Genomic DNA, 24255 nt, shown 5'->3' with positions numbered 1-24255 from the left:
ATATTCTATCTTTTTTAATTGATTTTGTAATTACCAACAAACAAATCTTTTAAAAGAGAGAAAAAAGTAGCTAATAAAATTATGTTGAGTAACCGAATTTTATGTTAATATTTTCTTAATTAAGAACCTTTGTGTAAATTTTATTCATTTTAAATCAACTACATAGGTTTATTCTCTAAATTAATACCTCACTATTTTTTTTATAATTTTTAATCTTAATTTAGATAAACATTAAAACATTAAAAATGAAAAAAAAATTACTCGCTACAAGCTTAGTCTTCGGACTATTTTACACAAATGCAAATGCACAAAGTAATTCTCTAAATGAAGTTTTAACGGCAGGTTTTCCTACAAGCAAAATCAAAACCGTAAATCTATCAAGATTAGAAACTCAACTACAAGGTACGTTACAAAACAAATCGAAATCTTTCGAAGTAAGCATCCCTGGTTTGAACAAAACGCAAAAAACTTTTACTATTGTTGAAAATCAGGTATTATCTCCAGAATTACAAGCAAAATATCCTAACATCAAAACTTATGTAGGATATTCTTCAGATAATTCTCAAGACAAAATTGTTTTATCTTATTCTCCTTCTAAAGGAGTAACAGCATTAGTTCTTTCTCCTAACAATAATTATTCTATTGAAAAAAAGAATGGAAATTACGAAATTCTAACATCTAAGGAAAGTAGTATTTTAGGAAATTTTGAGTGTGGTTCTGAAGAGAATTTAAAAACATTCTTAGCAGCAAAAACAGCTAACTCTAGCAACAACAATCCTCTAGGAGTAAGAAAATATAAAATAGGTGTAGTTACAGATTTTGATTTTAATAAATCTCAAGTAGCAGAAGGTGAAATACCTACTAAAGAAACTTCTATGCTAGCTATCGCAAATGTTCTTAATGTTGTGAATTTTGTATATGGTATAGATTTAGCCATAGAATTAGAATTAGTTGATGGTACAGATGAACTTTCTATTCTAACAAAAGAAGATGATAAATATTATTTTTTCAATTTTCTGGGAATAGAAGTAACAAACTTAAATGATTTGACCCAAAAAATATTAGACGACAAAATAGGTTCTGCAAATTATGACGTAGGGATTGTTTTGACAGGAAAAACAAATGGCGGTAAAGCAGGATTAATAGGAAGTGTTTGTAATAATAGTGTAAAAGGTTCTACTTACGCAGGAAATGTAGGTCATTCAGCGTACAAGGCGGCTATGATAGTTGCACATGAGTTAGGTCATCAATTTGGAGCAAATCACGTTCACGCAAGAGCAGAGGAAACTGGAGCTAATGTAGAAACAGGAAGTGGCGTTACTGTAATGGGATACCCAGGTGTTACTGGAACTCATGATGTTGTACCTGATTTTGTTTCTCAGTTTAATCACCATAATCTTAAACAAATTAATGATTATTTAGCAACAACTTCTTGTGGTGTTTTTACACCTAATAATAATACACCTCCTGTAGTTACAGTAGAAAAAAGCGAATATAATATTCCTAAAGGAACAGCATTTAAGTTAAAAGGAACAGTATCTGATGCAGAAAGTCCTGATTTTCTTATTTCAAATTCTTGGGAACAATCAGACCCTTTATTAGGAAAATATACAGGTAATTGGGTTGATACAAGCAGAAACAACACAGAAGGAGCAAACTTTAGAGTTTATCAACATCAAAGTTCACCAATAGCTTATTTCCCACCAATATTAAATGTTGCAGAGGGACAGTTATATTCTACTTGGAATACAGTATCTGATATTGCAAGAGATATGAATTTTACATTACAAGCAAGAGATCTGATAGATTTTGGCACGTCGAAGCTTAAAGGACAAATCGCATCTGAGAAAGTAAAAGTTTCTGTAAAAGAAGAAGGACCTTTTAAAATTACAAATATTGACCTTAATCAATCTATAAAAGCAGGAACTCCTTTTGAAGTGAAATGGGACGTCGCAGGAACAGACAGTGGTAATATTAATGTCAAAAATGTAGCTATTAAATTACTTAATTTTGAAGCGAATGTTAACACAATAGAAGATGCATATACAATATTAGCAAGTAATGTACCTAACACAGGTTCTGCAATTGTAACAATTCCTGAAGGAACTGAGACATCTAAAGCAAATATTATTGTAGAAGCTGTAGATAATATATTCTATGCAGCAAGTCCTAACGTTGCTGTTAATAGATCAATAGAATTGGTATGTAAAACATATGATGTAATTTCTTCTCCATTAACAATACCTGATATGACAGGGCAAAATGCAGGAATTCTAAATTTACCAGCTCTTACAATTGACAATTATAATGGAAATATTGAAAATTTCTCTATCCACACAGATATTACACACGCAAACCAAGGTGAACTTGCTTTTTTGATGGGAAAAGAAAATGTTGATAAAGGATATCAATTCTTGAATTATGCGAATTGTTCAGGAAAGCCAAATATGACTTATGAATACAATAGCTATGGAGGAAACACTTTCGAAAACTGTGGTGTAGCAGGTGCAAAAATCACAGCTATTGGAACAGATTTAGCGAAGTATTATAATGAACCAGCAAATGGAACATATTATTTTAGATTAGCAGATATATCACCTTCTAACCAAGGAACAGTTAACAAATTAAGTGTTGAATTTTGTACAATAAAATCTGAAAAATTAAGTATTTCTAACATTCAAGCGAATAATGAAGTAAAAGTTTATCCTAATCCAAGTAATGGAAATTTCTACATTCGTTTAAGTGCTGGTGCATCAAAAGTAAATGTAAATATTTTAAACATTATAGGACAATCTGTATATAGCAAAGATTACACAACAAACTTCTCTAATGAGATAAAAGTAGAAGTAGGACATTTACCTAAAGGAGTTTATATTGTAAAAACTGATGATGGAAAACAACAACAAACTAACAAAATCATCATTAAATAATAATTTTTAACCAAACAACTTAAATCCAACTGAAAATAAATTTCAGTTGGAATTTTTTATCATATTTAGCTATGAGAAAAATATTTTTTTTACCAATATTGATAGTTCTTAATTTATTATCTTGTTCTGTAAACACTAAACAACAAAATTTTCAACAAAAAGAAATTCAATATGAATTAATTTTAATGCTCAAAGAAAATTCAGTACAAACAGATCAAGAAATAGAAATTATAACTGACATACAAGATTTTACAAAAATTTATAAACAATTAAACTTAACCAGGTTTCCCGGAATTCCTATTCCTAAAATAGATTTTGAAGAAAATAGTATTCTCGTTATCAATAAGAAATTATCTGAAGATATAGAATTTACAGACATTGCGTTGGATAAAATTATTCAAAATAAAGAATGTATCAAGGTTTCTACCAAATTACACAATACAACTATGAATATTAGTAATAAAAATAGAGTATTAAAATTATATAAAATCCCTAAAATAGAAACATCTATTTGTAACTAAATTTAAACCAATATAAAAAATCATTTATTAAAAAATTACCTTTACAATTGCTGACTTGATGAAAGTAAGAACATGGAATTATAAGGATTCTGGAAAATATCTTCTATAAAAAAATCCGATCAAGAATCTCGATCGGATTTATATTTCTAACTTGTTTGTTCTTGGTTAATAAGCTGATTTTCTATTTTTTGATCGATTTCTTTAAAGAATCCGAAACCTTTTAGGATAATGATTAATCCAAAGATTAAAAGACAAATTCCGACTCCTTTTCGTACCATAAATACTTTTTGATCGGTAAAACGTTTTTGAAGCTTTCCTGCCAAAAATATTTTTCCCAGATCTATTACAAAATAGGTGGTCAAAACAACTCCCATATAGAGCATAAAATCGCTTGGATTTGGATATTGAATCATAATTGAAGAGACAATTACAAACCAAAAAACAATGACACCGATATTCAACAAATTCATGATAAATCCATTGATAAACGTTCTCAAATAATTGTTGCTTACAAATCCCGCTTCGCCTTCTATATGTAGCTTTGGTTTAGAGAAATACATAAAAATTCCGTAAATCAATACAAAGAAACCTGCAATGATATAAATGCGGTAAAACTTTGGATGATTGGTCACATAATCTGTAAAATCTTTACTTCCGTAATAGGCTGCTGCAATACACAAAATATCAGCTGCAATAACTCCTAAATCTAGAACTACAGCGGTTTTCCAACTTCTACGCAAACTGGTTTCAATAAGTAAGAAAAATACAGGTCCAATAAGAATTGTACTTAACAAAAAACCTATTAGTATGGCCGAAAATATTATTTCCATAACATAATTAAGGTCTGCAAGATAAGTCTAAAATATGAAACTTAAGCATCAACCAATTCAAAATCTAATTGCTTCTTGATTAAATCTGCATTTAAAACTTTGATTCTAACCGGACTTCCTAACTGATACTTCACTTTAGTTCTTTTTCCAACTAATGCATGATTTTTTTCGTCAAAAACAAAATGATCACCTTTCATAGCACGAGAACGAATCAAACCTTCGCAACGCGTTTCTGGAATTTCAACAAAGATTCCATAATCTTGTACACCTGTAATAAATGCATCAAAAGTTTCGCCAACAAATTGCTCCATGTATTTTACTTGCATGTATTTGATTGACTCACGTTCTGCTTCTGCCGCTATTTTCTCACGAGATGAACAGTGTTTTGCTTTGTCTTCGTAAACAGCCGCTGCAGGAGATTTTTTACCATCTAAATAATCTTGCAATAAACGGTGCGCCATCATATCTGGATAACGACGAATTGGCGATGTAAAATGTGTGTAATAATCGAACGCCAAACCGTAATGTCCAATATTTTCTGTTGTATATTTTGCTTTCGCCATTGTTCGCATAGCCAAAGTCTCAACCATATTTTCTTCTGGTTTTCCTTTCACTTCTGCTAACAATTTATTCATCGAATTAATAGTTGTTTTACGATCTCCAATTTCTAATTCGTAACCAAATTGACGAATAAAATTCTTAAGATCTAATAATTTATCTGGATTCGGATCATCGTGAACACGATAAATGTACGTGTTCGCATTTTCTTTTCCGTGTTTATCTAAACTGATGAATTCTGAAACTTTTTTGTTACATAACAACATGAATTCTTCAATCAATTTATTCGAATCTTTCGAAATTTTGAAGAAAATTCCTTGCGGATTATGCGCTTGATCTAAATCGAATTTTACTTCAACTTTATCAAAATTAACCGCTCCATATTTCATACGTTTTTGACGCATTGTTTTTGCTAATCGATCTAAAGTCAAGATTTCATCTTTAAAATCTCCGTCTTTTCCTTCGATAATTTCTTGTGCTTCCTCGTATGTAAAACGTCTGTCTGAATGCGTTACTGTACGGCCAAACCACGTTTTTACAATCTTCGCATTATCATCCATTTCGAACACACCGGAAAATGTATATTTATCTTCGTTTGGACGTAAAGAGCAAGCTACATTCGACAATACTTCTGGCAACATTGGCACTACTCTATCCACTAAATAAACAGAAGTTGCACGTTTGTATGCTTCTTGCTCAATCAACGAACCTGGACGAACATAATGCGTAACATCGGCAATATGAACACCAATTTCCCAATTTCCATTTTCTAATTTTCGGATTGATAAAGCATCATCAAAATCTTTGGCATCTTTCGGGTCGATTGTAAATGTCGTTACATTTCGCATATCTCTACGGAGCGCTGCTTCAGCTTCATCTATCGAAGTATCCAACTGATTTGCCTCTTCTTCTACTTCTTCTGGAAATTGAGCTGGCAAATCGTATTCTAACAAAATAGCATGAATTTCTACATCCGTATCATCTGGACTACCCAAAACTTGCGTGATTTCACCAAATGGTGAATTAGATCCTTCTGGCCAATTTGTTAATCGAACCACAACTTTTTCTCCTGGTTGAGCATTTTTAATTTTCTCTTTCGGAATAAAGAAATCATGATTACCATTTTGCATCGTTACAAAACCAAAATTTCCGTTTTTTCCTAACTCGAAAATACCAGTAAATTCAGTTTTATTACGCTCGACAATTTCTACAATTTCTCCTTCTGCTCTCGATTGATTGGCATGTTTTTTTGGATAAACATATACGCGAACCGTATCGCCCATTAAGGCATTTCGCGTTTTTCCTTTTTGTACAAAGACATCTTGTTCAAGACCATCAATCATAATATAAGCGCTTCCCGAAGAAGTCAAATCCGCAATCCCAACCATATAATCATTGGTCGCATTGATTTTGTATTTTCCTCTTTCTACTTCAGAAATCTTTTTGTCAGCTAATAAAACATTCAAATTCTTAATCAATAATTCTGTATCAATTCGATTTGTTAGGTTTAAAGCTGCTGCAATTTGTTTATAATTTAAAGGTTTATTCGGATTTTGAAATAAAACTTCGATGATAGACTTCGTAAACTTTGTTATGTTTTTGTCTTTTTTCGCCTTTGTATTTTTAAAATTTCTTCTTGGCATAATTTGTTTTCTGTAAAATCTCTTCTTGTTTTTTCGAGATTTATTTTAAAATAGTTAATAAATAAACATCTTAATTATTTGATTATCAAATTATTTTTAATAACTATTGATAAGATGTTAATAAACAACATAACCACTGCAAAGGTAATATATCCTTTTTCTAAAATAACAATTTACAGCCAATTCTATGTTACGGAAAGGATAAGATTACTTGTAACGTTTTGATTTATTGCGAAAATTGAGCCAAAAAAACTATTTTTGCATTGATAATTAATTGAATGAAAACTAAACCATTATACCAAACCTACTTAATTAACCTTGATCGAGCTATAGATCGGCTTGAATTGATGCAAAAAGAATTCGAAAAATGTGAGATTACTTACGAAAGAATTTCTGCTGTAGATGCCAAAACTTTGGATTCGTCAACCTATAAAGTAAAAAATAAATATGACCGCGATTTAGTTCCTGGAGAAATTGGTTGTTATTTGAGTCATGTGAAAACGCTAGAAACTTTTTTGACTTCTGAAAATGATTTTGCTTTGATTATAGAAGATGATGCAATTTTGGTTGATGATTTTAAATCTGCTGTAGAAAAAGCGATGAATCAATATGATGATCTAAAAGTAAAAGATCATTGGGATGTTTTGAAGTTGTTTAATAGAAAACGAAAACATATCAAAATAGCTGATGTTGACCAAAAATATATAATTGCAGCTTGTGGAACAAGTATTCCAATCACAACAATTGCTGCAATTTGGACAAGAAAAGCAGCAGAAAAATTTCTGAATAAAATTAAAACGCCGCTTCCTACAATTCAACGTCCTATTGATTGTGATTTACAGCATGCTTGGGAATTTGATTTAAGAATATATAATCTTCTTCCATCGCTTGTTAAACCAGCTCCAGTAGAAACGCAAATTCAGATTGATCGCAGTTTAAGAAAGTCTAAATTTCCAAGACAAATTCAATACGAATTGAATCGATTATTTCCTAAATATTTCTATTTAATCAATCATCATGGTTTCAAAAAATTCTATGATAGTTTTATTGCAAAGAAAAACGAACGTATTTCTTAGTTAACAATTTAAATGAAGTATAAATATTTTATTTAAAGTGAATTAACAACCATTATAAACAGTTATAAACATTGTTAATTTCAATATAAAACACAAAAAAAGCAGTTTCAAGACTTTGAAACTGCTTTTTCATTTATAATAATTCGATGCTTTCTTCTTTTAATTTTTCTTTTACTTTTCCGTCCCAAATACTTGCTTGTACTTCGCCAATATGTCGAGATTTTAACATAAACATACACATACGAGATTGTCCAATTCCACCTCCAATTGATTCTGTTAACTGATCATCTAACAACATTGAGTGAAATAATAAGTTCTTGCGATCCGAAGAATCTCTAATTTCTAATTGTTTCGTCAAAGCTTCTTTATCCACACGAATTCCCATCGAGGATAACTCGAAAGCAGATTCTAAAACAGGGTTCCAAACTAAAATATCACCGTTCAAACCTCTAAAACCAGCACTGTTTTCTGTACTCCAATCGTCATAATCAGCGGCACGTGCATCGTGTAATTCTCCATTACTCAATTCTCCTCCAATTCCATAAATAAAAACAGCTCCAAATTCTTTACAAATTGCATTTTCACGTTGTTTCGGCGTAAATGTTGGATACTTTTGTAGTAAATCTTCAGACGAAATAAATGTAATTTGTTCTGGTAAAACAGCTTTCAATTGTGGATATTTCGCCTCTACATTTTGCTCCGTTTGTTTAATAACTTCATAAATTGATTTTACTGTCGAAAAAAGATAATCCAATTGACGATCTTGTGGAACAATTACTTTTTCCCAATCCCACTGATCAACATAAATAGAATGAATTGGCGAATAATCCTCGTCCGGACGCAAAGCGTGCATATCTGTTATAATTCCTTCGCCTGGCTCAATTTCCAATTCTTTCAAACGAATACGTTTCCATTTTGCCAAAGAATGCACAACCACCGCATTTTTATCATTCAAAGATTTTATAGGGAACTTTACAGGTCTTTCGATACTATTCAAATCATCATTAATACCTGTTCCATCCAAAACTACCAATGGTCCAGAAACTGGAATAATGTTTAATTCTTTTTGTAATCCTTTCGAAAATTCTTCTTTTACAAAAGAGATTGCTTGTTCTCTACGTAATAATGCTCTGCTCATCTTTTAATCTTTAAATGATTTGTTTTTTTAACTGATGTAAAAGTAGAACAGCTACAATCAATAAATTTACTATTGACTTAAATTGGTTTAAAAATATTTAATTTAAAATCTAAAATATTATTTATACTTAACAATTTAAACTTTATAATAGTTTTAAATTTAATTTTTAAAATAAAAATCGGTCAACTCTTACGAATTGACCGATTTTGTATCTTATTATAGATGTATAAAATTATCCGTTGTATGAACAAGCAATTTTATCTACACGCCCTTGGTGACGACCACCTTCAAATTCTGTTGCTAAAAATGTATTTACAATTTCTTCTGCATATTCATACGCAATAAAGCGTGCAGGTAATGTTAACACATTTGCATTATTGTGTTGACGAGCTAACTTTGCAATATCAGTCATCCAACATAATGCAGCACGAATTCCTTGGTGTTTATTTGCAGTCATTGTAACGCCTTGCGCACTACCACAAATCAAAATTCCGAAATCTGCTTTTCCATCTTCTACAGCTTGTGCCGTTGGGTGTGCAAAATCAGGGTAATCAACACTCGCTGTTGAGAACGTACCAAAATCCTCAACCTCAAATCCTTGACTTGTTAAAAAGGGTACTAATTTCTCCTTATAATCGAACCCAGCATGGTCCGCTCCGATTGCAATTTTCATTTAATTAACAGGTGTTTTTGTTGTTTTTGTTTAAATAATTGTAAATCAAATGTTAAGTAAAAGTAACAACTTGTTAAAAGATGATTGAATAAAACTAATAACTTTTCGAGAGAAAAATTTGGAAATCTGATTCAAAAAATCAATTAGAAATAAATCAATACAAGTCAAGTAAAAGTTTTCATTTTGGCATAAAAGATTTACACACCGTTATGAATAGTTTTCACAAAACTTCTTTTTAACAAAAGTTGTTTATCAACCAAAATGATAAATTGTTGATAGAATATCTAACTCTTTCATTACAAAACAAAATTACAAATAATAGCTTGTTAATTGCTATTAAATAAAATTTATCTCACTTTAGTTATCCACATATTAACAGTGCTAATAATAATAACATATTTTTCTTTTTTAAAAATTTAAAAATTAATTAAACTATATATATTATTATGAATTGTTAATAGTTGAAAATTGTGTTGAATGATTTTAAGTCTCAAAATGAAAGTTTGATTACTTTTGTGTAGTTCAAAATTTCAAATCAAAATATGAAAACAATCAACGACTACAATTTCGAAAACAAGAAAGCATTGATTCGTGTAGATTTCAATGTTCCGCAAGACGAAAACTTAAATGTGACAGATGATACACGTATTAGAGCTGCAAAACCAACGATCGACAAAATATTGAAAGATGGTGGCGCTGTTGTATTAATGAGTCATTTGGGACGTCCAAAAGGCGAATTCAATGACAAATATTCATTAAAACATATTGCATCAAAAGTTTCAGAAATTCTTGGCGTTGAAGTAATCGTTGCAAATGATGTTATTGGCGATGATGCGAAACAAAAAGTTAGTAATCTAAAACCAGGCCAAGTTTTATTATTGGAGAATGTTCGTTTCCACAATGAAGAAGAAGCAGGTGATAAAGATTTTGCTAAAGCATTGGCTCAATTTGGAGATATTTATGTGAATGACGCTTTCGGAACTGCACACCGCGCACATGCTTCGACTGCAATTATTGCTGAATTTTTCCCGGAAAATAAATGTTTTGGTTTGTTAATGGAACAAGAATTAACAGCTATTAATAAAGTGTTAGCAGACGGAGAAAAACCTGTAACAGCGGTACTTGGAGGAGCTAAAGTGTCTTCTAAAATTACGATTATCAACAATATTTTACCAGTTATTGATAACTTGATTATTGGTGGTGGAATGACGTATACATTTGTAAAAGCAAATGGAGGAAAAATCGGAAATTCGTTGGTAGAAGATGATAAATTAGATTTAGCGAAAGAAATTTTGGCTGAATGTAAAAAACATAATGTAAAAGTTTATTTACCAGTTGACAATGTAATTGCTGATAATTTCAGTAATGATGCAAATACACAAACTGTTCCTTCTGATCAAATTCCTGATGGATGGATGGGAATGGATGTTGGTGTAGAATCGTCAAAAGTTTTTGCAGATGTAATTAACAATTCGAAAACAATTCTTTGGAATGGTCCTTTAGGTGTTTTTGAAATGTCAAATTTTGCAAAAGGAACTATTGCTTTAGGTGATGCAATTGCTGAAGCTACGGCAAACGGCGCTTTCTCGCTTGTTGGTGGTGGAGATTCTGTTGCTTTCGTAAAACAATTTGGTTACGATGACAAAGTAAGCTACGTTTCTACAGGAGGTGGCGCAATGTTAGAATCGTTGGAAGGTAAAGAATTACCAGGAGTTGCTGCAATTTTAAAATAAGAAAGGGAAAAAAATACTTAAAATAGTAGAAAAATTAAGCCGAGCATTTGCTCGGCTTTTTTTGTGACTTTTAAAGTCATCCTGAACTCGTTTCAGGATCACACCTTATAAGAAACTGAGTTTATTTCATTTTGATAATTGTTAATAGTAATTACTTGTTATTTAATAAATTAACTACTTTTCAACTGAGTTATAAAAAAAATGTTTATTGCTTGATTAATTACTCAAATTGTTAATAGTAAACTATTCAATATAAATGAATTAAAAAGTTATGAATAGACTTTATTAAAACTTGTGAATAATGATGATTTTAGAACTAAATTGATTTAAGAAAATTAAAATTGTTAATTATAAAATATTGCTAAACAATAAATTAAAAAGTAATTAAGATAGTTTATCAAAAATTGTTGAAACTGAAATCTCCCTACAATTAGCCATTTTATTTGTAGAAAAGGATTGTTATATTCGTAATGATTTAATAATCAATCTATGAATGAATTTAACCAACGACTAAACGAAGTAGAAAATCATTTGCAACACAATGATCTTGATTTGGGCTATCGCCGATTAATTGATTGTGTGTTGGATTTGGGTGAGAAATCTTTTTACAAAGAGATTATCTCCTATTCGGATCTTTATTATAACGAGAATTCTACGAACGAAAATAAAACAACGCAAGCTTTACAATTGGTGGTAAAGCTGAAACAAGCTCCTCCTCCGCCCTTTCAGAAAGAAGAAACGTTGATATCAACCAACAATGTTGAAAAAGCTTATCATCGTCGGAATTTTAAACTTCATCCGATTACTTTTGATTTGAAATCACGAGAAGTTGTTGGATTAGTTGGAGAAAATGGAAATGGAAAAACAACTTTATTACGTTTGATTTGTGGTGAATTGAAACCAACTTCTGGCGAAATAAATTATCATTTTCTAAAGCAAAACCGTTTAGTTTCGAGCTGAAAACTAAGTTGGTTTATGTGCCGCAACGAATTGAGGTTTTATATGGTTCGTTGATGGAAAATCTACAGTTTACCTTGACATGTTATGATATTTACAGCGAAGAAAATTGGTTGTTGGCGAATGTGATGTTAGCGCGTTTGGGGCTTTGGCCGTACAAGGATTTGCAATGGCGACAATTGTCGTCTGGTTATAAAATGCGATTCGAGTTGGCGCGAACGTTATTGCGTCGTCCAAAAGTGTTGTTATTAGACGAACCTTTGGCGAATTTGGATATTTTGGCGCAACAAATTGTTCTCGAAGATTTGAAATTTTTATCACAATCTATTCGCAATCCTTTTGGTGTTATTTTGAGTTCTCAACAATTGTATGAAGTTGAAAAAGTATCGACAGAAGTTCTCTTTTTGGAGCAAGGAAAGCTTAAAATACAAGGAGATACAAATGATTTGGAAGGTGATTTTACGATTGTTGAAATTGATGTTGAAAACACAAAAGAAGAGTTATTAACAGCTTTATCTAATATCGAAATTAAGCAAATAAAATTCAATGGAGGTTCGTATATCGCGTATTTTGATGATAGAATTTCGATGAATATGATTTTATCCGAAATCGGAAATTCATCATTGAAGGTAAAATATATTCGAGATATTTCGAAATCAAGTCGTCGCTTTTTTGTCAATTAAAACTAACCAACTATGTTCAAAAAAATAAATCAAACTTTAATTACAAAATATCCGCTGATTTGGAATCTAAAATTTATTTGGATTTTGTTGACAGTTTTAGTTTTTAACTTGATTGCATTTATCAACGGATTTCTATTTTTTACTAAAAAATCTCAACTGCAAGAAAGTGGACTTTATGAAGTGTTTTTCAACTCAGGAATTATTATTTATTATCTATTAATTGGTGTCATTATTGGCGTTATTTGGCTGTATTTCTATATTAAAAATAATCGTTTCAAATCAAATTATCCAACCTCGAGAAATTATTTATTCAAAGAATTTTTGGCTGTTTTCTTCATTATATTTTTGATGTTTTATGTACCAAATTCGTTCAAAACTGGTCTGAAATTTCGTGTTTCAAATTATATGAGCGAAGAACAGTATTTGAAAGATATTGACATTATCAATAGAACACAAGGTTTTACACTTCGATCAGAATTTGGTTACGATAATTATTCGAGAAATTTACCTGTTCCAGCTTTTGATTCGTTGGTTTCGGAGAAAGAAACAAGAGAATTGTATGAAAAAAATAAGAGAGAATATTTAAGAGAAAATCCACATGATTCGTATAATGTTTTTTTAGAACCGTATTTCAGAAATCCTGAATTTGAAACCTTATTAAGAGATTATTTTCCCGAGCGATTTAGTTATTCTAAAATTAATTTTAATCAAACATATCAACCTCTAAAAAAGAATAATTCGTCTACAAATCAGCTTTATGAAGAAGCGGCGTATCCCGATGCAGCAGCTGTAGATATGGCTTATGCAACAAGTATAGATTCTGTTTCGTATGCAAGTCCTGTAAACGCTTCAGAAAAACCACAAACGTATTTTAACTTAGCAAGTTTGTATAATTATAGTGTTTTGGCTTTTAACAACCCGAAAGATTCTACTTTAAATCATCAATTTTACGATGAACAATGGATTGCTTTGTTGCAAAAAAATGATCGAAAAGCAATTGAAATTTTATTGAATAGTTATACCGATTTATTAAAAAAACAAGAAATTGGTTATCAATTCAAACATAAAAATTGGATTGATTATTTGCCGCAATATCCGTATTATTTTATAGATTCAAATTTAAACTACAAAGAAATAAATTATAAAAAACAAGATTACATCAACCAATCAAGTTTAAATAGAGTGTATGAAAATATTGAGCTTGCTAAATACAGTTCCAGTTGGTTAGAACTTATTCAATACTATTTACTAATTGCTTTAATCATTACTGTTTTGATTATAACGTTCAGATTTAGTTCGTTCAAAGTTTGGTTAATTTCATTAATTGGCGCAGGAATTTTGGCAATTTTAGGAAGTGTTTTCGGAATTTCTATCAATGCAAGTATCGGTTATACACAATTTGCACCTTATATTATTTTATTTGTTTTTTACATTGCATTTATAGCGATTACACTAATTGGTTTGCGTTCCAAAAAATATAAAGTTTTAACTGGTGTTAATCTTAATTGGTTTGTTGCGACTAATGTTTTTATTGGAATTGTGATGCTTAGTTTTTACACAGATTTACGTGCAGAAATGTTGTATGATCCAACCAATCAAATAAGTGTTTATGATTTGAGACAAACAAATAAAGAATTGTTGATGTTGCAAGAATTTGCAGAAATTTTTCTATACATCAATCCAATTTTATATTTAATAAGTTTTTATTTCATCATCAATCTTTACAAAAAATGGCAAGCAATGCCAGAAGAATAAAAAAGAAAAGCGAGCTAAATCGGCTCGCTTTTCACTTGATAATTGAATGAAAATGAATTTTAAAAACTACTTTAAAAAAACTTACTTATGAAATGAAATAACACATTGTGTTATTCAATAATAATTTTTAAACTCACACAAATTTTAAAATATTCTTTCAAAATTTAAATTAATAGAGGTTAACCTACAAAATTTGTAGGTTAACCCTATTCTTTATGATTTTATGCACATTTAGACGAAGGTCTATTTCCTTTCGCATCACGTTTTTTGTGCATACTAAATTTATCAGATTTCATACGTTTTTCACGATCTTGTTTGTATTGATTGAACTGATTTTTGTCTAAAATTTTCTCTAATTTAGTATCAAAATCGTTTGTACCTTTTTCTGGTCGAGAACCTCTTTCTACTTTTTGAGTAGAATTTTTGTCTCTGTTTGTAAACTCTTTTTTCATGTCAGAATCTCTACTTTCTAACAACGATTTTACTTTTTTCTTTTGAGCAGAACTCAAATTGTATTGATCAAACTCTTTCAATTGTTGATCTACAGTTGGGTGTTCTCTTTGCTCTTTTCTGTTTCCAGATTTTTCACCTTGTTGTGGTCTTTCTTGTGCCGATAATGTCATTACCATCATCATGCTTGCTAATAAAAATACTTTTTTCATTTTGTTTAAATTTTATTGTGTTTATTATTTATGTGTTTTTCTACTATCTGTTGATTTAGATTTTTGAGAAACATTTGGTTTGTTCGATGTATTTTTTTGATCTTTTATATATTGAGCATATTGTTTTTTACTCAAGATTTTCTCTAATTTTTTATTGAAATTTGATGTTGATAAATTACTTTCTAACAGAGATTTTACTTTCTTTTTCTGAGAAGTTGTTAAATTATATTGATCAAATTTTTTCAGTTGTCTATCAACAGAATTTGTTTGCGTATGTTCTACTTTATTCTTTTGTTGTTGATTATTTCCTTGTGGTCTTTGTTGAGCAGAAACTGCCATCACCATCATCATACTTGCTAATAAAAATGCTTTTCTCATAATCTATGTTTTTGTTTACAACTATTACAACTAAATGTTAGAATTATATTCTTTTCATTTTTCTTGAAACAAAGTTGCAACACAAAAAAAAGACGTCAAAAATATTGAGGTAAACGAGTGTTAAGTAGCGGTGAAATCAGGGATTTATTAAAGTTTTTAACAAAATTGTCAAATTTATTAAATAAAAAAATCCATTCTTTCTCGAATGGATTTTGATATATTTTTTTGAAAGATTATTTTATTTTTTTCTCTAACATTTTAGAAAAAGTTTTAGCTGTTTTTGCGAATCCTTCTCCAATTCTCGATTCATCACTATAATTATTACCGAATTGAGTTCCTGGAGCTTCTTTGTAATTGATAACAAATTTTTTATCTTCAAAATTATTAGAATCAACAATAGTAATAGTAGTAGATACTTTTGCAGCTTGTTTCATTACAAATGCATCCCAACCTGGATAAATCCAATCAACTTTAACAATCATTGTGTAAGGAGCATCTGTAGCGTTTTCAGAGAATGAAATTCCAGTAGATTTTGCACCATATTTAGTTAATAACTCCATAAATTTTGGTTCCCATATAGACTCTTTTGCACCAGTCCATTTATCATTCCAAATATCTCCATTTCCAGCATTTTTGCCATTTAGATCAACAATCTTTTTTTGAACATATTCTGCTTCTGTAATGCTATCTGCATTAATTTTTAGATTTGAATAGTCAAAAATAACTTTCATTTTAGATTGTCCTTTTAAGAAATCAACAGTACCAGATTTTACTTTCTCTTTTTGAGCATAAATGTTAGAACCGAGTACAATAATGATTAATAATAAATAGTTTTTCATAATAGTTTTAATAAATTTCAGTAAAAATATAAATATTCTTTAAATAGTTATTGTATAATGATTTAAAGAAATATTATTTAGAAACGTTTATTGTTTATAAATAGTTTGTAAGTCTTGGAAAAATTTTCCTGAAAATAATAATCAAATCGTTTGGTACACTACTTTTGTCTTAACAAAGTTTAACAATATTGTATGAAAGTTTTAATTTCTAAATCAATTGTATTTGTTAATTTTAGAGGAAATTTGAATCAATAATATAAACATTAATTTCAACGAAATTTTGGATATACAACAACTAAACCAACAAATAGAAGCAAAAAGCGAAAGCATTGCAAGGTTGACATCGGAAATCAATAAAGCGATTATTGGACAAGAAAAAATGATTGAAAGTCTATTAATCGGATTACTTGGAAATGGGCACGTTTTATTAGAAGGTGTTCCTGGATTAGCAAAAACATTAGCGATTAAAACATTATCTGATGCTGTTGATGGATCTTTTTCTCGTATACAATTTACACCAGATTTGTTACCTGCCGATGTTGTAGGGACTCTTATTTATAATGTAAAAGAAAACGATTTTAGAATCAAAAAAGGACCAATCTTTGCGAATTTTGTTTTGGCTGATGAGATTAACCGTTCGCCTGCAAAAGTACAATCTGCCTTGTTAGAAGCGATGCAAGAGCGTCAAGTAACGATTGGTGATGAAACGTATCCGTTACAAAAACCTTTCTTGGTTTTGGCAACTCAAAATCCGGTGGAACAAGAAGGAACTTATCCTTTACCAGAAGCGCAAGTTGACCGTTTTATGTTGAAAACTGTAATTACTTATCCAGAATTTGAAGCAGAACGATTGATCTTGAGAAATTCGATTAATCAATCTTTTCCAAAAGTTGAGAAAGTAATCTCTATTCAAGAATTGTTGGATGCACGCGAAATGGTGAAACAAGTTTACATGGACGAAAAAATTGAAAAATATATTTTGGATATTATTTTCGCAACTCGTTTTCCAGAAAAAGTTGGATTAGAAAAATTGGTTCCAATGATTTCATTTGGTTCTTCACCTCGTGGATCAATCAATTTGGCACAAGCTTCTAAAGTGTATGCATTTTTACGCAAACGCGCTTATGTTATTCCAGACGATGTACGTGCAATGGCAAAAGATGTGTTGCGTCACCGTATCGGAATTAGCTACGAAGCAGAAGCAGAAAATGTTACGCCAGAAGAAATTATCGACAATATTCTTAATGTTGTTCCAGTTCCTTAAACCATTATTCAAAATCATTTAAACTTTGGATGCAAAAGAAATCATCAAACGTGTAAAACGTATTGAGCTAAAAAGCAAGCGTAAAGCGAGTAACCTTTTTATGGGTGAATATCACAGTTCATTCAAAGGAAGAGGTATGATTTTTAGTGAAATTCGTCCTTATCAATACGGTGATGACGTTCGTAATATAGACTGGAATAAAACAGCTCGATATAGCGAACCTTATGTAAAAGTTTTTGAAGAAGAACGAGAATTAACCATGTTTTTATTGGTTGATGTTTCGAATTCTGAAAACTTTGGAACACGAAAACAAATTAAAATGGAAACGATTGCTGAATTGAGTGCTACTTTGGCTTTTTCGGCAATTACCTATAATGATAAAGTTGGTTTGATATTATATTCGGATCAAGTGGAGAAATTTATTCCGCCCAAAAAAGGAAAACAACATGTGTTGCGTTTGGTAAGAGAAATTGTTTCTTACGAACCCAAAAGCAAGAAAACTGATTTGGCAGTGACATTGGAAACATTTATGAATTTGGTTCGCCGAAAATCAAATGTTTTTATTCTTTCAGATTTTATTGATTCTTCTGATTACGAAAAAGCGTTGCGAATCGTGGCAAAAAAACATGATGTGACCGGAATTAGAGTTTATGATGAAAAAGAGCAATCTTTTCCAGATGTAGGTTTGGTTCATGTGCAAGATAACGAAACAGGAGAAATTCGCTTGATTGATACTTCATCGAAGAAATTGCGTCAACAATATGCGCAATATTACCGCGATTTAGATCAACGTTATCAATCTATTTTCAAAAAAAATCATTCAGGCGCAATCAGTATTCGTACCGACGAAGATTATGTTCGCCCATTGTTAAACTACTTTAAAAGTCATAAAGCCTAATGAAGAATTTATTGCTTTTAGTAAGTTTTTTTATCCTTCAATTTTCGTTTGCGCAAGAAATTACACCAAAATTGGATCGCACGACAATCAAAATTGGCGAGCCAATCCAATATGAATTGAAAATTGATTACAAAGAAGGAGATAAAGTTGTTTTTCCTACGATTTCAGATTCAATTAATCATCACATCGAAGTTTTAGGTCAAAAAATTGACACGGTAAAAACGGATGGAAAATCTGAAATTGTTCAACACTTAGAATTGACTGGATATGATGCAGGGAAATTTAATATTCCGTCATTTATCATTAAGAAAAATGGAAAAGATTTAACAACAAAACAACTCGAAATTGATATTCAGGATATTGCTGTAGACACAACGAAAAATGCAATTTTTCCTATAAAACCTATAATGGAAGAAGAATATTCTATTGGAGATTATTGGAATAAATATTGGTTGTACGGCATTATTGCGTTGATTTTATTTATCATTGGAATTGTTTTGGTTGTATTATATGTTCGAGCAAAATCGAAATTATCTGGCAAAGATTCGTACAAAACGCCTTATGACGAAGCGAAAGCAAGTCTGAAAGCGTTGGATGCCAAGAAATATTTGAAACGTGGTGAACAAAAAGAATATTACACGCAATTATCATTTATTGTAAGAAGATATTTAGGACGTATTTATAACTTTTCGGCATTAGAAATTTTGTCGGATGATTTGGTAAAATATGTTGCGACAAAGCCAGATGTTTTGCCAGAAGATGTACAAAAATTTAAACAATTTTTGTTCGATGCTGATTTGGTAAAATTCGCAAAACAAGAGTTTGATGAACCGACAAATACTTCGCACCGAAATTGGGTAGATGAATTTGTAGATCGTGTAAAACCATTAGAAATTCCAGAGAATGAAGATTTGAAAAAAGATCAAGTGACGGGAGAAAAATATAAACAGTTTAATAACAATTAGGAATGCTAAATTTTGAGTTTCAAAATCCTTGGATCTTACTCTTATTGCTTGCTTTGCCTTTCTTTATTTTCAGAGAAATTCGCAAAACGAGCCAGAAAAAAGCATCCTTAAAATTACCTTCGCTCAAAGCATTTGGAGGTGCAAAAAGTTCGTTAGCGACGTACAAACCACTTTTATTTTTGATGCGAATTATCGCAATGGCTTTGTGCATTATAGCCTTGGCTCGTCCACGTTATGTAGATGTTACGACAAAAGTAAAATCGGATGAAGGAGTTGATATTTTATTGACTGTAGATACTTCGTTGAGTATGTTAGCGCGCGATTTGAAACCAGATCGTTTAACAGCGTTAAAAGAAGTTGCAAAAGACTTTTCACTTGGAAGAAAAACGGACAGAGTTGGTTTAGTAGAATATTCTGGTGAAGCTTTGACACGTGTTCCATTAACAACAGATCGTGATGTTTTGACGCAAGAAATCGAAATGTTACATTCAGGTAGTTTAGCTGATGGAACAGCAATTGGAGTTGGTTTAGCAACAGCTGTCAATCATCTCAAGAATAGTAAGGCAAAATCTAAAGTCGTTATTCTGATTACAGATGGTGTTGAAAGTGTAAATCCTTCTGGAGATTTGATGTATGTTTCGCCAAGACAAGCCGCTGATATTGCAGCAGAGAAAGGAATAAAAGTATATACAATTGGTATTGGAACAAATGGAATGGCGCCTATGCCTGTTGGTTACGATATGTTAGGTGATTATGTTTTTGAAATGCGTCCTGTACAAATTGATGAAAAACTGTTAGAAGAAGTTGCAGATAAAACTGGAGGTTTATATTTCCGTGCAACAAACAATGAAAGTCTAAAAAACATTTATGACGAAATTGATAAACTTGAAAAAACAGAGATTAACGAAGTCAAATATTATAATTATACCGAATTGTTTGCGCGATTCTTATTGCCTGCATTCATCATTTTGGTATTAGAAGCCATTTTACGTAGAACCGTTTTTAAAGAATTAATCTAATGCAGTGGGGAGAATTACATAATATTTGGTTGATGATTTTATTGTTTGTCGTTATTTTTCTATCGATAACAGTATTTCAGTGGCGCGAACGTGTAAAGAAAACATTTGCAGATAAAGAACTGTTTCCATTTGTTTTTCCAATCACATCTTCAAAGCGTTATGGTTTCAAAATCATTGCATTTTGTGTGGCTTTATTTTTAATGGTAATTGCATTGATGGACCCACTTTATGGTGAACGAGATGTACAAGTAAAGCGCGAAGGAATTGATATGGTTTTCTTGTTAGATTTATCAAGTTCTATGAATGCACAAGATGTCGCTCCTTCTCGATTAGAAAAAGCAACAAAATTAATCACAGAAACATTACATCAATTAGGTGGAGATCGAGCTTCTTTGGTTGCGTTTGCAGCGAATGCTTACACAATTTCTCCATTGACAAATGATTATGCAGCGATCGAAAGTTATTTGCAAAATGTTAATACTGAGTTAATTTCGAGCCAAGGAACAAATTACTTAAATGCGATTCAGGAAGCTGCAAAAACATTCAAAGGTTCGGCGAATACAAGTAAATTAATTGTATTAATTTCAGATGGAGAAGACAACGAAAATACAGTTAATCAAGCTTCTAAAATAGCAAAAGATAACGGAATTCATATTGTATCAGTTGGTGTTGGAACAGACAAAGGAGCTCCAATTCCGATGTACTACAATGGCTACGCAGAAGACTATAAAAAGGACGAAACAGGTTCTACAGTTATTACAAAATTAGAAGATAAAAATCTTCGCGAATTGGCACAAGATACAAACGGAACTTACATTCATTTGGATAATACACAAGATGCATTATCCGCATTATCAATGTATAAAGCCCGATTAGATAAAAACGAAATTGCTAACTCTACAACAAGAGATATGAATCACGTTTATCAGTGGTTTTTAGCGGTTGCGGTTTGTTTACTTTTTGTGGAATTATTAACATCTGAATATAAGATTTTTAACAAAAAGAAATAGTAAGTTTGTATGGTAAAATGATGTACTTTTTAAAACAAATAGGATTTTTAGGAATAATGCTTTTATCCGTTTTTGGTTATAGCCAATCGAAAGCGAAAAGCTACATTATTGAAGGTAATGAGTATTATCAAAAAGGAAAATTTGATAATGCAGAAGTTGCCTACAAGAAAGCTGCCATGGAAGATCCAACTTCTGTCAAAGCAAATTACAATTTAGGAAATGCCTTATTTCAACAAAAACGCTACAAAGAAAGTATAGCGCATTACAAACGTTCTGCTGAAGTATCTAAAACGAATAATGATAAACATTTGGCTTATCACAATTTGGGAAATGCTTTTATGCAGGAAAAAGATTATCAAAATGCTGTTGATAATTACAAACAAGCCTTACGAAATGATCCAAAAGATGATGCTACACGTTACAATTATGCATTAGCAAAGAAGATGTTAGAAAAAGAACGTGAGAAGCAAAAGGATCAGAATAATAAGGATAATAAAGATCAGAACAAACAAGATCAAAATAATCAGCAAAAACAACAACAGCAGCAAAACAAACAGAATCAGCAAAACCAAAATAACCAAAAGCAGAATCAGAATCAATCTCAACAACAACAATCTGATCAGCAAAAACAGCAAAATCAAGGAGGAAATCCGAAAGCTGGTGGTGAAAATGGAAATAATAAAGGACAAGGAAATAATCAATCTCCAGAAATCAAACAAGGAAATAATGGAGACGGTAAAGAACAAGATAATGCAAAGAATAATTTGGGAGACGGTTTGCTAAAAGCATTGCAAAATCAGGAAGCCAAAACCCAACGAAAAATTATTCAACAAAAAGCAGAAAAACAACGAACAACAACATCTAAGGATTGGTAATGACAACGACAAGCGTTTTAAATAGCTTTTTAGTGTTTGCCTTAACGTCTATCACAGCGTTAGCACAACAAATTTCTTTTAAATCTGATGCAGACAAAACGCAGGTCAGTTTAGGAGAAGCATTTAGCGTGGGCTTTTTTATCGAATCTAATACAGATAGTTATTCGATTGATCAACCAATGAAATATCCTCCACATAATGGATTACAAATTGTAGGTGAACAACGCTCGCAAAATGTTTCTTATGTGAATGGAAAAGGAGTGATAGAAGAAGGAATTATCCTTGCTTTTGTTGCTGAAAAAGAGGGTAAATACCGCATTGGAGCTGCTAAGATTGTAATTAATGGAAAAACCTATACATCGAAACCTGTCGATGTTGTAGTGAAAGGAACGGGATTGACGCACAATAATTTTAGAAGTAATACTTCTCAACCAGTCTTTCTGCAAAGTAAAGTTTCGAAAACGAATCCTTATGTGAATGAACAAGTTGGTTTATCAGTAAAATTATACGTAAAAGATTTATCTTATCTTAATCGTAAACAAAACTTTCGTCAAGGAAATTTAGATGGATTAAGCCCAAAAATAGTTAAAAGTTCTCCCGAAAATATCAAGCAAGAAATTGTAGGAGGAAAACAATATTTCTCTGAAGAAATTGCACGTTATTATGTTTTTCCTCAAAAACCAGGAAAGATAGAAATTGATCCGTTTTCGGTAGATGTCGTTTTGCCAACAACGTATGGAGCTGAGCCTGTAGAAGTGCGTAGTAATCCAGTTGTGATTAATGCAAAAGCGCTTCCAGAAGAAGGAAAACCAAAGAACTTTAGCGGCGCAGTTGGTCAATTTAAAATGAATGCTTCGGTTGATAAAAAAGAAGTTGCTACCAATGAAAGTGTAAATTTTGATGTCGAAATTATTGGAACAGGAAACTTTAATACCATTAATTTACCTGAAATTACAACGCCAAAAAATTTAGAAAAATTTGCGCCGAAAAAACGTGATGCATATAAAACATATGATACAGGAATGAAAGGAAAAGTTGCTGAGCAAACAGTTCTTGTACCAAATTTTGGAGGAGAATATACGATTTCGCCTGTAGAATTTAGTTATTTCGATCCTGTTAAAGAGAAATATGTAACCTTGAAATCAGATTCGATTAATTTGTCTGTTTCAGGTTCTAAAACTTCTTCTGCAACTGCTATGGCATCTAATTCACCAGATTCGACAATTTCTGATAAAATAGAAGAAATGACGAATGATGTAAAAGAAGGAAAAAGCGGTTGGTTGTGGTTAACTGGTGGTGTAATTGCATTGAGTGCCGGAAGTTTATTTTTGATGAGAAAGAAAAATAATTCGACACAAAAACAAACAATTGAACCAAAAATAAAACCTCTTAACGAGCAAAATAATTTTGAATCATATCAACCAAAAACAGAAACCCAAAAGTTTACTTTGGTTGAAAAACCAACGATAAATTCTAGTCAAATTTCTGCTGAATTAGATGAGTTGAAGAAAAAAATAAACGCTGAAGACCAAAAAGATTTTTATCAATTACAAGAAAATATTTTGTGTAATGCAGCGCTATTAAAAACAAATACAGATTTAGCTCATTTTTCTGACGAGATGATTGCAAATAAATTGATTGAAAATGGTGTAAGCGAATTAGCCGTAGAACAATGGAAATTGTTGTTGAATAATGCGCGACAAGCGAAATATGCCTTTGGTGGTTTGCATCAAAATTTAGAAGAAGTTTTCGAAGCAACGCAAAATATTTCCGAAGAATTATTACGAAAATAAATTTCAAGTTTTTTAGATAGTAAAAGGGACAATCTCAGTTTTTGAGTTGTCCCTT

20 protein-coding genes and 1 pseudogene are annotated in these 24255 nt (G+C 31.0%); 14 read left to right on the top strand and 7 right to left on the bottom strand.

Annotation, left to right across the window (positions count from 1 at the left end; genetic code table 11):
• The first annotated feature begins 245 nt into the window (after nucleotides 1–245).
• Together FH779_RS16960 and FH779_RS16955 are read left to right on the top strand one after the other, a co-directional pair.
• Complete coding sequence (locus tag FH779_RS16960) at nucleotides 246–2930, top strand: reprolysin-like metallopeptidase (protein ID WP_180905538.1); 2685 nt, start codon at nucleotides 246–248, stop codon at nucleotides 2928–2930.
• Between the two features lie 71 nt (nucleotides 2931–3001).
• Complete coding sequence (locus FH779_RS16955) at nucleotides 3002–3451, top strand: hypothetical protein (protein WP_180905537.1); 450 nt, start codon at nucleotides 3002–3004, stop codon at nucleotides 3449–3451.
• 146 nt (nucleotides 3452–3597) lie between these two features.
• Here FH779_RS16955 and FH779_RS16950 read toward each other — a convergent pair whose 3' ends face one another.
• Together FH779_RS16950 and rnr are read right to left on the bottom strand one after the other, a co-directional pair.
• Entirely contained in the window at nucleotides 3598–4281 is a 684-nt protein-coding gene (locus FH779_RS16950) for a LysE family translocator (RefSeq protein WP_180905536.1), read from the bottom strand.
• A 41-nt stretch (nucleotides 4282–4322) separates the two neighbouring features.
• A complete protein-coding gene (gene rnr, locus FH779_RS16945) occupies nucleotides 4323–6482 on the bottom strand; it encodes a ribonuclease R (protein WP_180905535.1) in 2160 nt (719 codons plus the stop codon).
• A 278-nt stretch (nucleotides 6483–6760) separates the two neighbouring features.
• On the opposite strand from rnr, the gene FH779_RS16940 reads away from it, so the two are divergent.
• Nucleotides 6761–7558, top strand: a complete 798-nt coding sequence (locus FH779_RS16940; RefSeq protein WP_180905534.1) for a glycosyltransferase family 25 protein — start codon at nucleotides 6761–6763, stop codon at nucleotides 7556–7558.
• Nucleotides 7559–7691: 133 nt separating this feature from the next.
• On the opposite strand, the gene asnA is transcribed toward FH779_RS16940, so the two are convergent.
• Together asnA and rpiB are read right to left on the bottom strand one after the other, a co-directional pair.
• Nucleotides 7692–8696 carry an aspartate--ammonia ligase gene (asnA, locus tag FH779_RS16935; RefSeq protein WP_180905533.1) on the bottom strand — a complete coding sequence of 335 codons (1005 nt, stop codon included), beginning with the start codon at nucleotides 8694–8696 and terminating at the stop codon, nucleotides 7692–7694.
• Nucleotides 8697–8928: 232 nt separating this feature from the next.
• Nucleotides 8929–9369, bottom strand: a complete 441-nt coding sequence (gene rpiB, locus FH779_RS16930; RefSeq protein ID WP_180905532.1) for a ribose 5-phosphate isomerase B — start codon at nucleotides 9367–9369, stop codon at nucleotides 8929–8931.
• A 542-nt stretch (nucleotides 9370–9911) separates the two neighbouring features.
• On the opposite strand from rpiB, the gene FH779_RS16925 reads away from it, so the two are divergent.
• The 4 genes and pseudogenes from FH779_RS16925 to FH779_RS16910 all read left to right on the top strand — a co-directional run bounded on the left by FH779_RS16925 (nucleotide 9912) and on the right by FH779_RS16910 (nucleotide 14497).
• On the top strand, nucleotides 9912–11102 hold the full coding sequence (locus FH779_RS16925) for a phosphoglycerate kinase (protein WP_180905531.1): 1191 nt from the start codon (nucleotides 9912–9914) through the stop codon (nucleotides 11100–11102).
• An 831-nt stretch (nucleotides 11103–11933) separates the two neighbouring features.
• Nucleotides 11934–12041 (top strand): annotated as a pseudogene (locus FH779_RS17750) (ATP-binding cassette domain-containing protein); the annotation flags it as partial.
• 38 nt (nucleotides 12042–12079) lie between these two features.
• Nucleotides 12080–12742: an ATP-binding cassette domain-containing protein gene (locus FH779_RS17650; RefSeq protein ID WP_180905529.1), complete on the top strand. Its 663-nt coding sequence runs from the start codon at nucleotides 12080–12082 to the stop codon at nucleotides 12740–12742.
• Between the two features lie 12 nt (nucleotides 12743–12754).
• Entirely contained in the window at nucleotides 12755–14497 is a 1743-nt protein-coding gene (locus FH779_RS16910) for a hypothetical protein (protein WP_180905528.1), read from the top strand.
• Between the two features lie 221 nt (nucleotides 14498–14718).
• Here FH779_RS16910 and FH779_RS16905 read toward each other — a convergent pair whose 3' ends face one another.
• The 3 genes from FH779_RS16905 to FH779_RS16895 form a co-directional block, all read right to left on the bottom strand.
• The gene (locus FH779_RS16905) at nucleotides 14719–15159 is read right to left on the bottom strand and encodes a hypothetical protein (protein ID WP_180905527.1); all 441 of its coding nucleotides are present in this window, start codon (nucleotides 15157–15159) and stop codon (nucleotides 14719–14721) included.
• A 24-nt stretch (nucleotides 15160–15183) separates the two neighbouring features.
• Entirely contained in the window at nucleotides 15184–15537 is a 354-nt protein-coding gene (locus FH779_RS16900) for a hypothetical protein (protein ID WP_180905526.1), read from the bottom strand.
• A gap of 233 nt (nucleotides 15538–15770) precedes the next feature.
• Entirely contained in the window at nucleotides 15771–16376 is a 606-nt protein-coding gene (locus FH779_RS16895; protein ID WP_221627923.1) for a hypothetical protein, read from the bottom strand.
• 262 nt (nucleotides 16377–16638) lie between these two features.
• Between FH779_RS16895 and FH779_RS16890 the strand changes: the two genes are divergently transcribed.
• Genes FH779_RS16890 through FH779_RS16860 form a run of 7 tightly spaced genes read left to right on the top strand, consistent with a single transcriptional unit; the run spans nucleotide 16639 to nucleotide 24200 of the window.
• Nucleotides 16639–17640, top strand: a complete 1002-nt coding sequence (locus FH779_RS16890; RefSeq protein WP_394368127.1) for an AAA family ATPase — start codon at nucleotides 16639–16641, stop codon at nucleotides 17638–17640.
• 25 nt (nucleotides 17641–17665) lie between these two features.
• Entirely contained in the window at nucleotides 17666–18538 is an 873-nt protein-coding gene (locus tag FH779_RS16885) for a DUF58 domain-containing protein (protein ID WP_038336175.1), read from the top strand.
• Nucleotides 18538–19503 carry a BatD family protein gene (locus FH779_RS16880; RefSeq protein ID WP_180905524.1) on the top strand — a complete coding sequence of 322 codons (966 nt, stop codon included), beginning with the start codon at nucleotides 18538–18540 and terminating at the stop codon, nucleotides 19501–19503. Before FH779_RS16885 ends, FH779_RS16880 begins: the two co-directional genes overlap by 1 nt.
• A 2-nt stretch (nucleotides 19504–19505) precedes the next feature.
• Nucleotides 19506–20522, top strand: a complete 1017-nt coding sequence (locus tag FH779_RS16875) for a vWA domain-containing protein (RefSeq protein WP_180905523.1) — start codon at nucleotides 19506–19508, stop codon at nucleotides 20520–20522.
• The gene (locus tag FH779_RS16870) at nucleotides 20522–21532 is read left to right on the top strand and encodes a vWA domain-containing protein (RefSeq protein WP_180905522.1); all 1011 of its coding nucleotides are present in this window, start codon (nucleotides 20522–20524) and stop codon (nucleotides 21530–21532) included. The genes FH779_RS16875 and FH779_RS16870 overlap by 1 nt, the downstream gene beginning before the upstream one ends.
• Nucleotides 21533–21549: 17 nt before the next feature.
• Nucleotides 21550–22407, top strand: a complete 858-nt coding sequence (locus tag FH779_RS16865; protein ID WP_180905521.1) for a tetratricopeptide repeat protein — start codon at nucleotides 21550–21552, stop codon at nucleotides 22405–22407.
• Nucleotides 22407–24200, top strand: a complete 1794-nt coding sequence (locus FH779_RS16860) for a BatD family protein (RefSeq protein ID WP_180905520.1) — start codon at nucleotides 22407–22409, stop codon at nucleotides 24198–24200. Before FH779_RS16865 ends, FH779_RS16860 begins: the two co-directional genes overlap by 1 nt.
• The last annotated feature ends 55 nt before the right edge of the window (nucleotides 24201–24255 follow it).

Source organism: Empedobacter falsenii, assembly GCF_013488205.1.
GTDB lineage: Bacteria > Bacteroidota > Bacteroidia > Flavobacteriales > Weeksellaceae > Empedobacter > Empedobacter falsenii_C.
This window is presented reverse-complemented; position numbering and strand designations above follow the sequence as displayed.

What these genes read in the sequence shown, in the direction of transcription:
- rnr (WP_180905535.1), bottom strand. Translation starts at nt 6,482, where the DNA reads ATGCCAAGAAGAAATTTTAAAAATACAAAGGCGAAAAAAGACAAAAAC.
- FH779_RS16910 (WP_180905528.1), top strand. Translation starts at nt 12,755, where the DNA reads ATGTTCAAAAAAATAAATCAAACTTTAATTACAAAATATCCGCTGATT.
- FH779_RS16880 (WP_180905524.1), top strand. Translation starts at nt 18,538, where the DNA reads ATGAAGAATTTATTGCTTTTAGTAAGTTTTTTTATCCTTCAATTTTCG.
- FH779_RS16865 (WP_180905521.1), top strand. Translation starts at nt 21,550, where the DNA reads ATGATGTACTTTTTAAAACAAATAGGATTTTTAGGAATAATGCTTTTA.
- FH779_RS16955 (WP_180905537.1), top strand. Translation starts at nt 3,002, where the DNA reads ATGAGAAAAATATTTTTTTTACCAATATTGATAGTTCTTAATTTATTA.
- FH779_RS16870 (WP_180905522.1), top strand. Translation starts at nt 20,522, where the DNA reads ATGCAGTGGGGAGAATTACATAATATTTGGTTGATGATTTTATTGTTT.
- FH779_RS16950 (WP_180905536.1), bottom strand. Translation starts at nt 4,281, where the DNA reads ATGGAAATAATATTTTCGGCCATACTAATAGGTTTTTTGTTAAGTACA.
- rpiB (WP_180905532.1), bottom strand. Translation starts at nt 9,369, where the DNA reads ATGAAAATTGCAATCGGAGCGGACCATGCTGGGTTCGATTATAAGGAG.
- FH779_RS16860 (WP_180905520.1), top strand. Translation starts at nt 22,407, where the DNA reads ATGACAACGACAAGCGTTTTAAATAGCTTTTTAGTGTTTGCCTTAACG.
- FH779_RS16895 (WP_221627923.1), bottom strand. Translation starts at nt 16,376, where the DNA reads ATGAAAAACTATTTATTATTAATCATTATTGTACTCGGTTCTAACATT.
- asnA (WP_180905533.1), bottom strand. Translation starts at nt 8,696, where the DNA reads ATGAGCAGAGCATTATTACGTAGAGAACAAGCAATCTCTTTTGTAAAA.
- FH779_RS16900 (WP_180905526.1), bottom strand. Translation starts at nt 15,537, where the DNA reads ATGAGAAAAGCATTTTTATTAGCAAGTATGATGATGGTGATGGCAGTT.
- FH779_RS16905 (WP_180905527.1), bottom strand. Translation starts at nt 15,159, where the DNA reads ATGAAAAAAGTATTTTTATTAGCAAGCATGATGATGGTAATGACATTA.
- FH779_RS16940 (WP_180905534.1), top strand. Translation starts at nt 6,761, where the DNA reads ATGAAAACTAAACCATTATACCAAACCTACTTAATTAACCTTGATCGA.
- FH779_RS16875 (WP_180905523.1), top strand. Translation starts at nt 19,506, where the DNA reads ATGCTAAATTTTGAGTTTCAAAATCCTTGGATCTTACTCTTATTGCTT.
- FH779_RS16925 (WP_180905531.1), top strand. Translation starts at nt 9,912, where the DNA reads ATGAAAACAATCAACGACTACAATTTCGAAAACAAGAAAGCATTGATT.
- FH779_RS16960 (WP_180905538.1), top strand. Translation starts at nt 246, where the DNA reads ATGAAAAAAAAATTACTCGCTACAAGCTTAGTCTTCGGACTATTTTAC.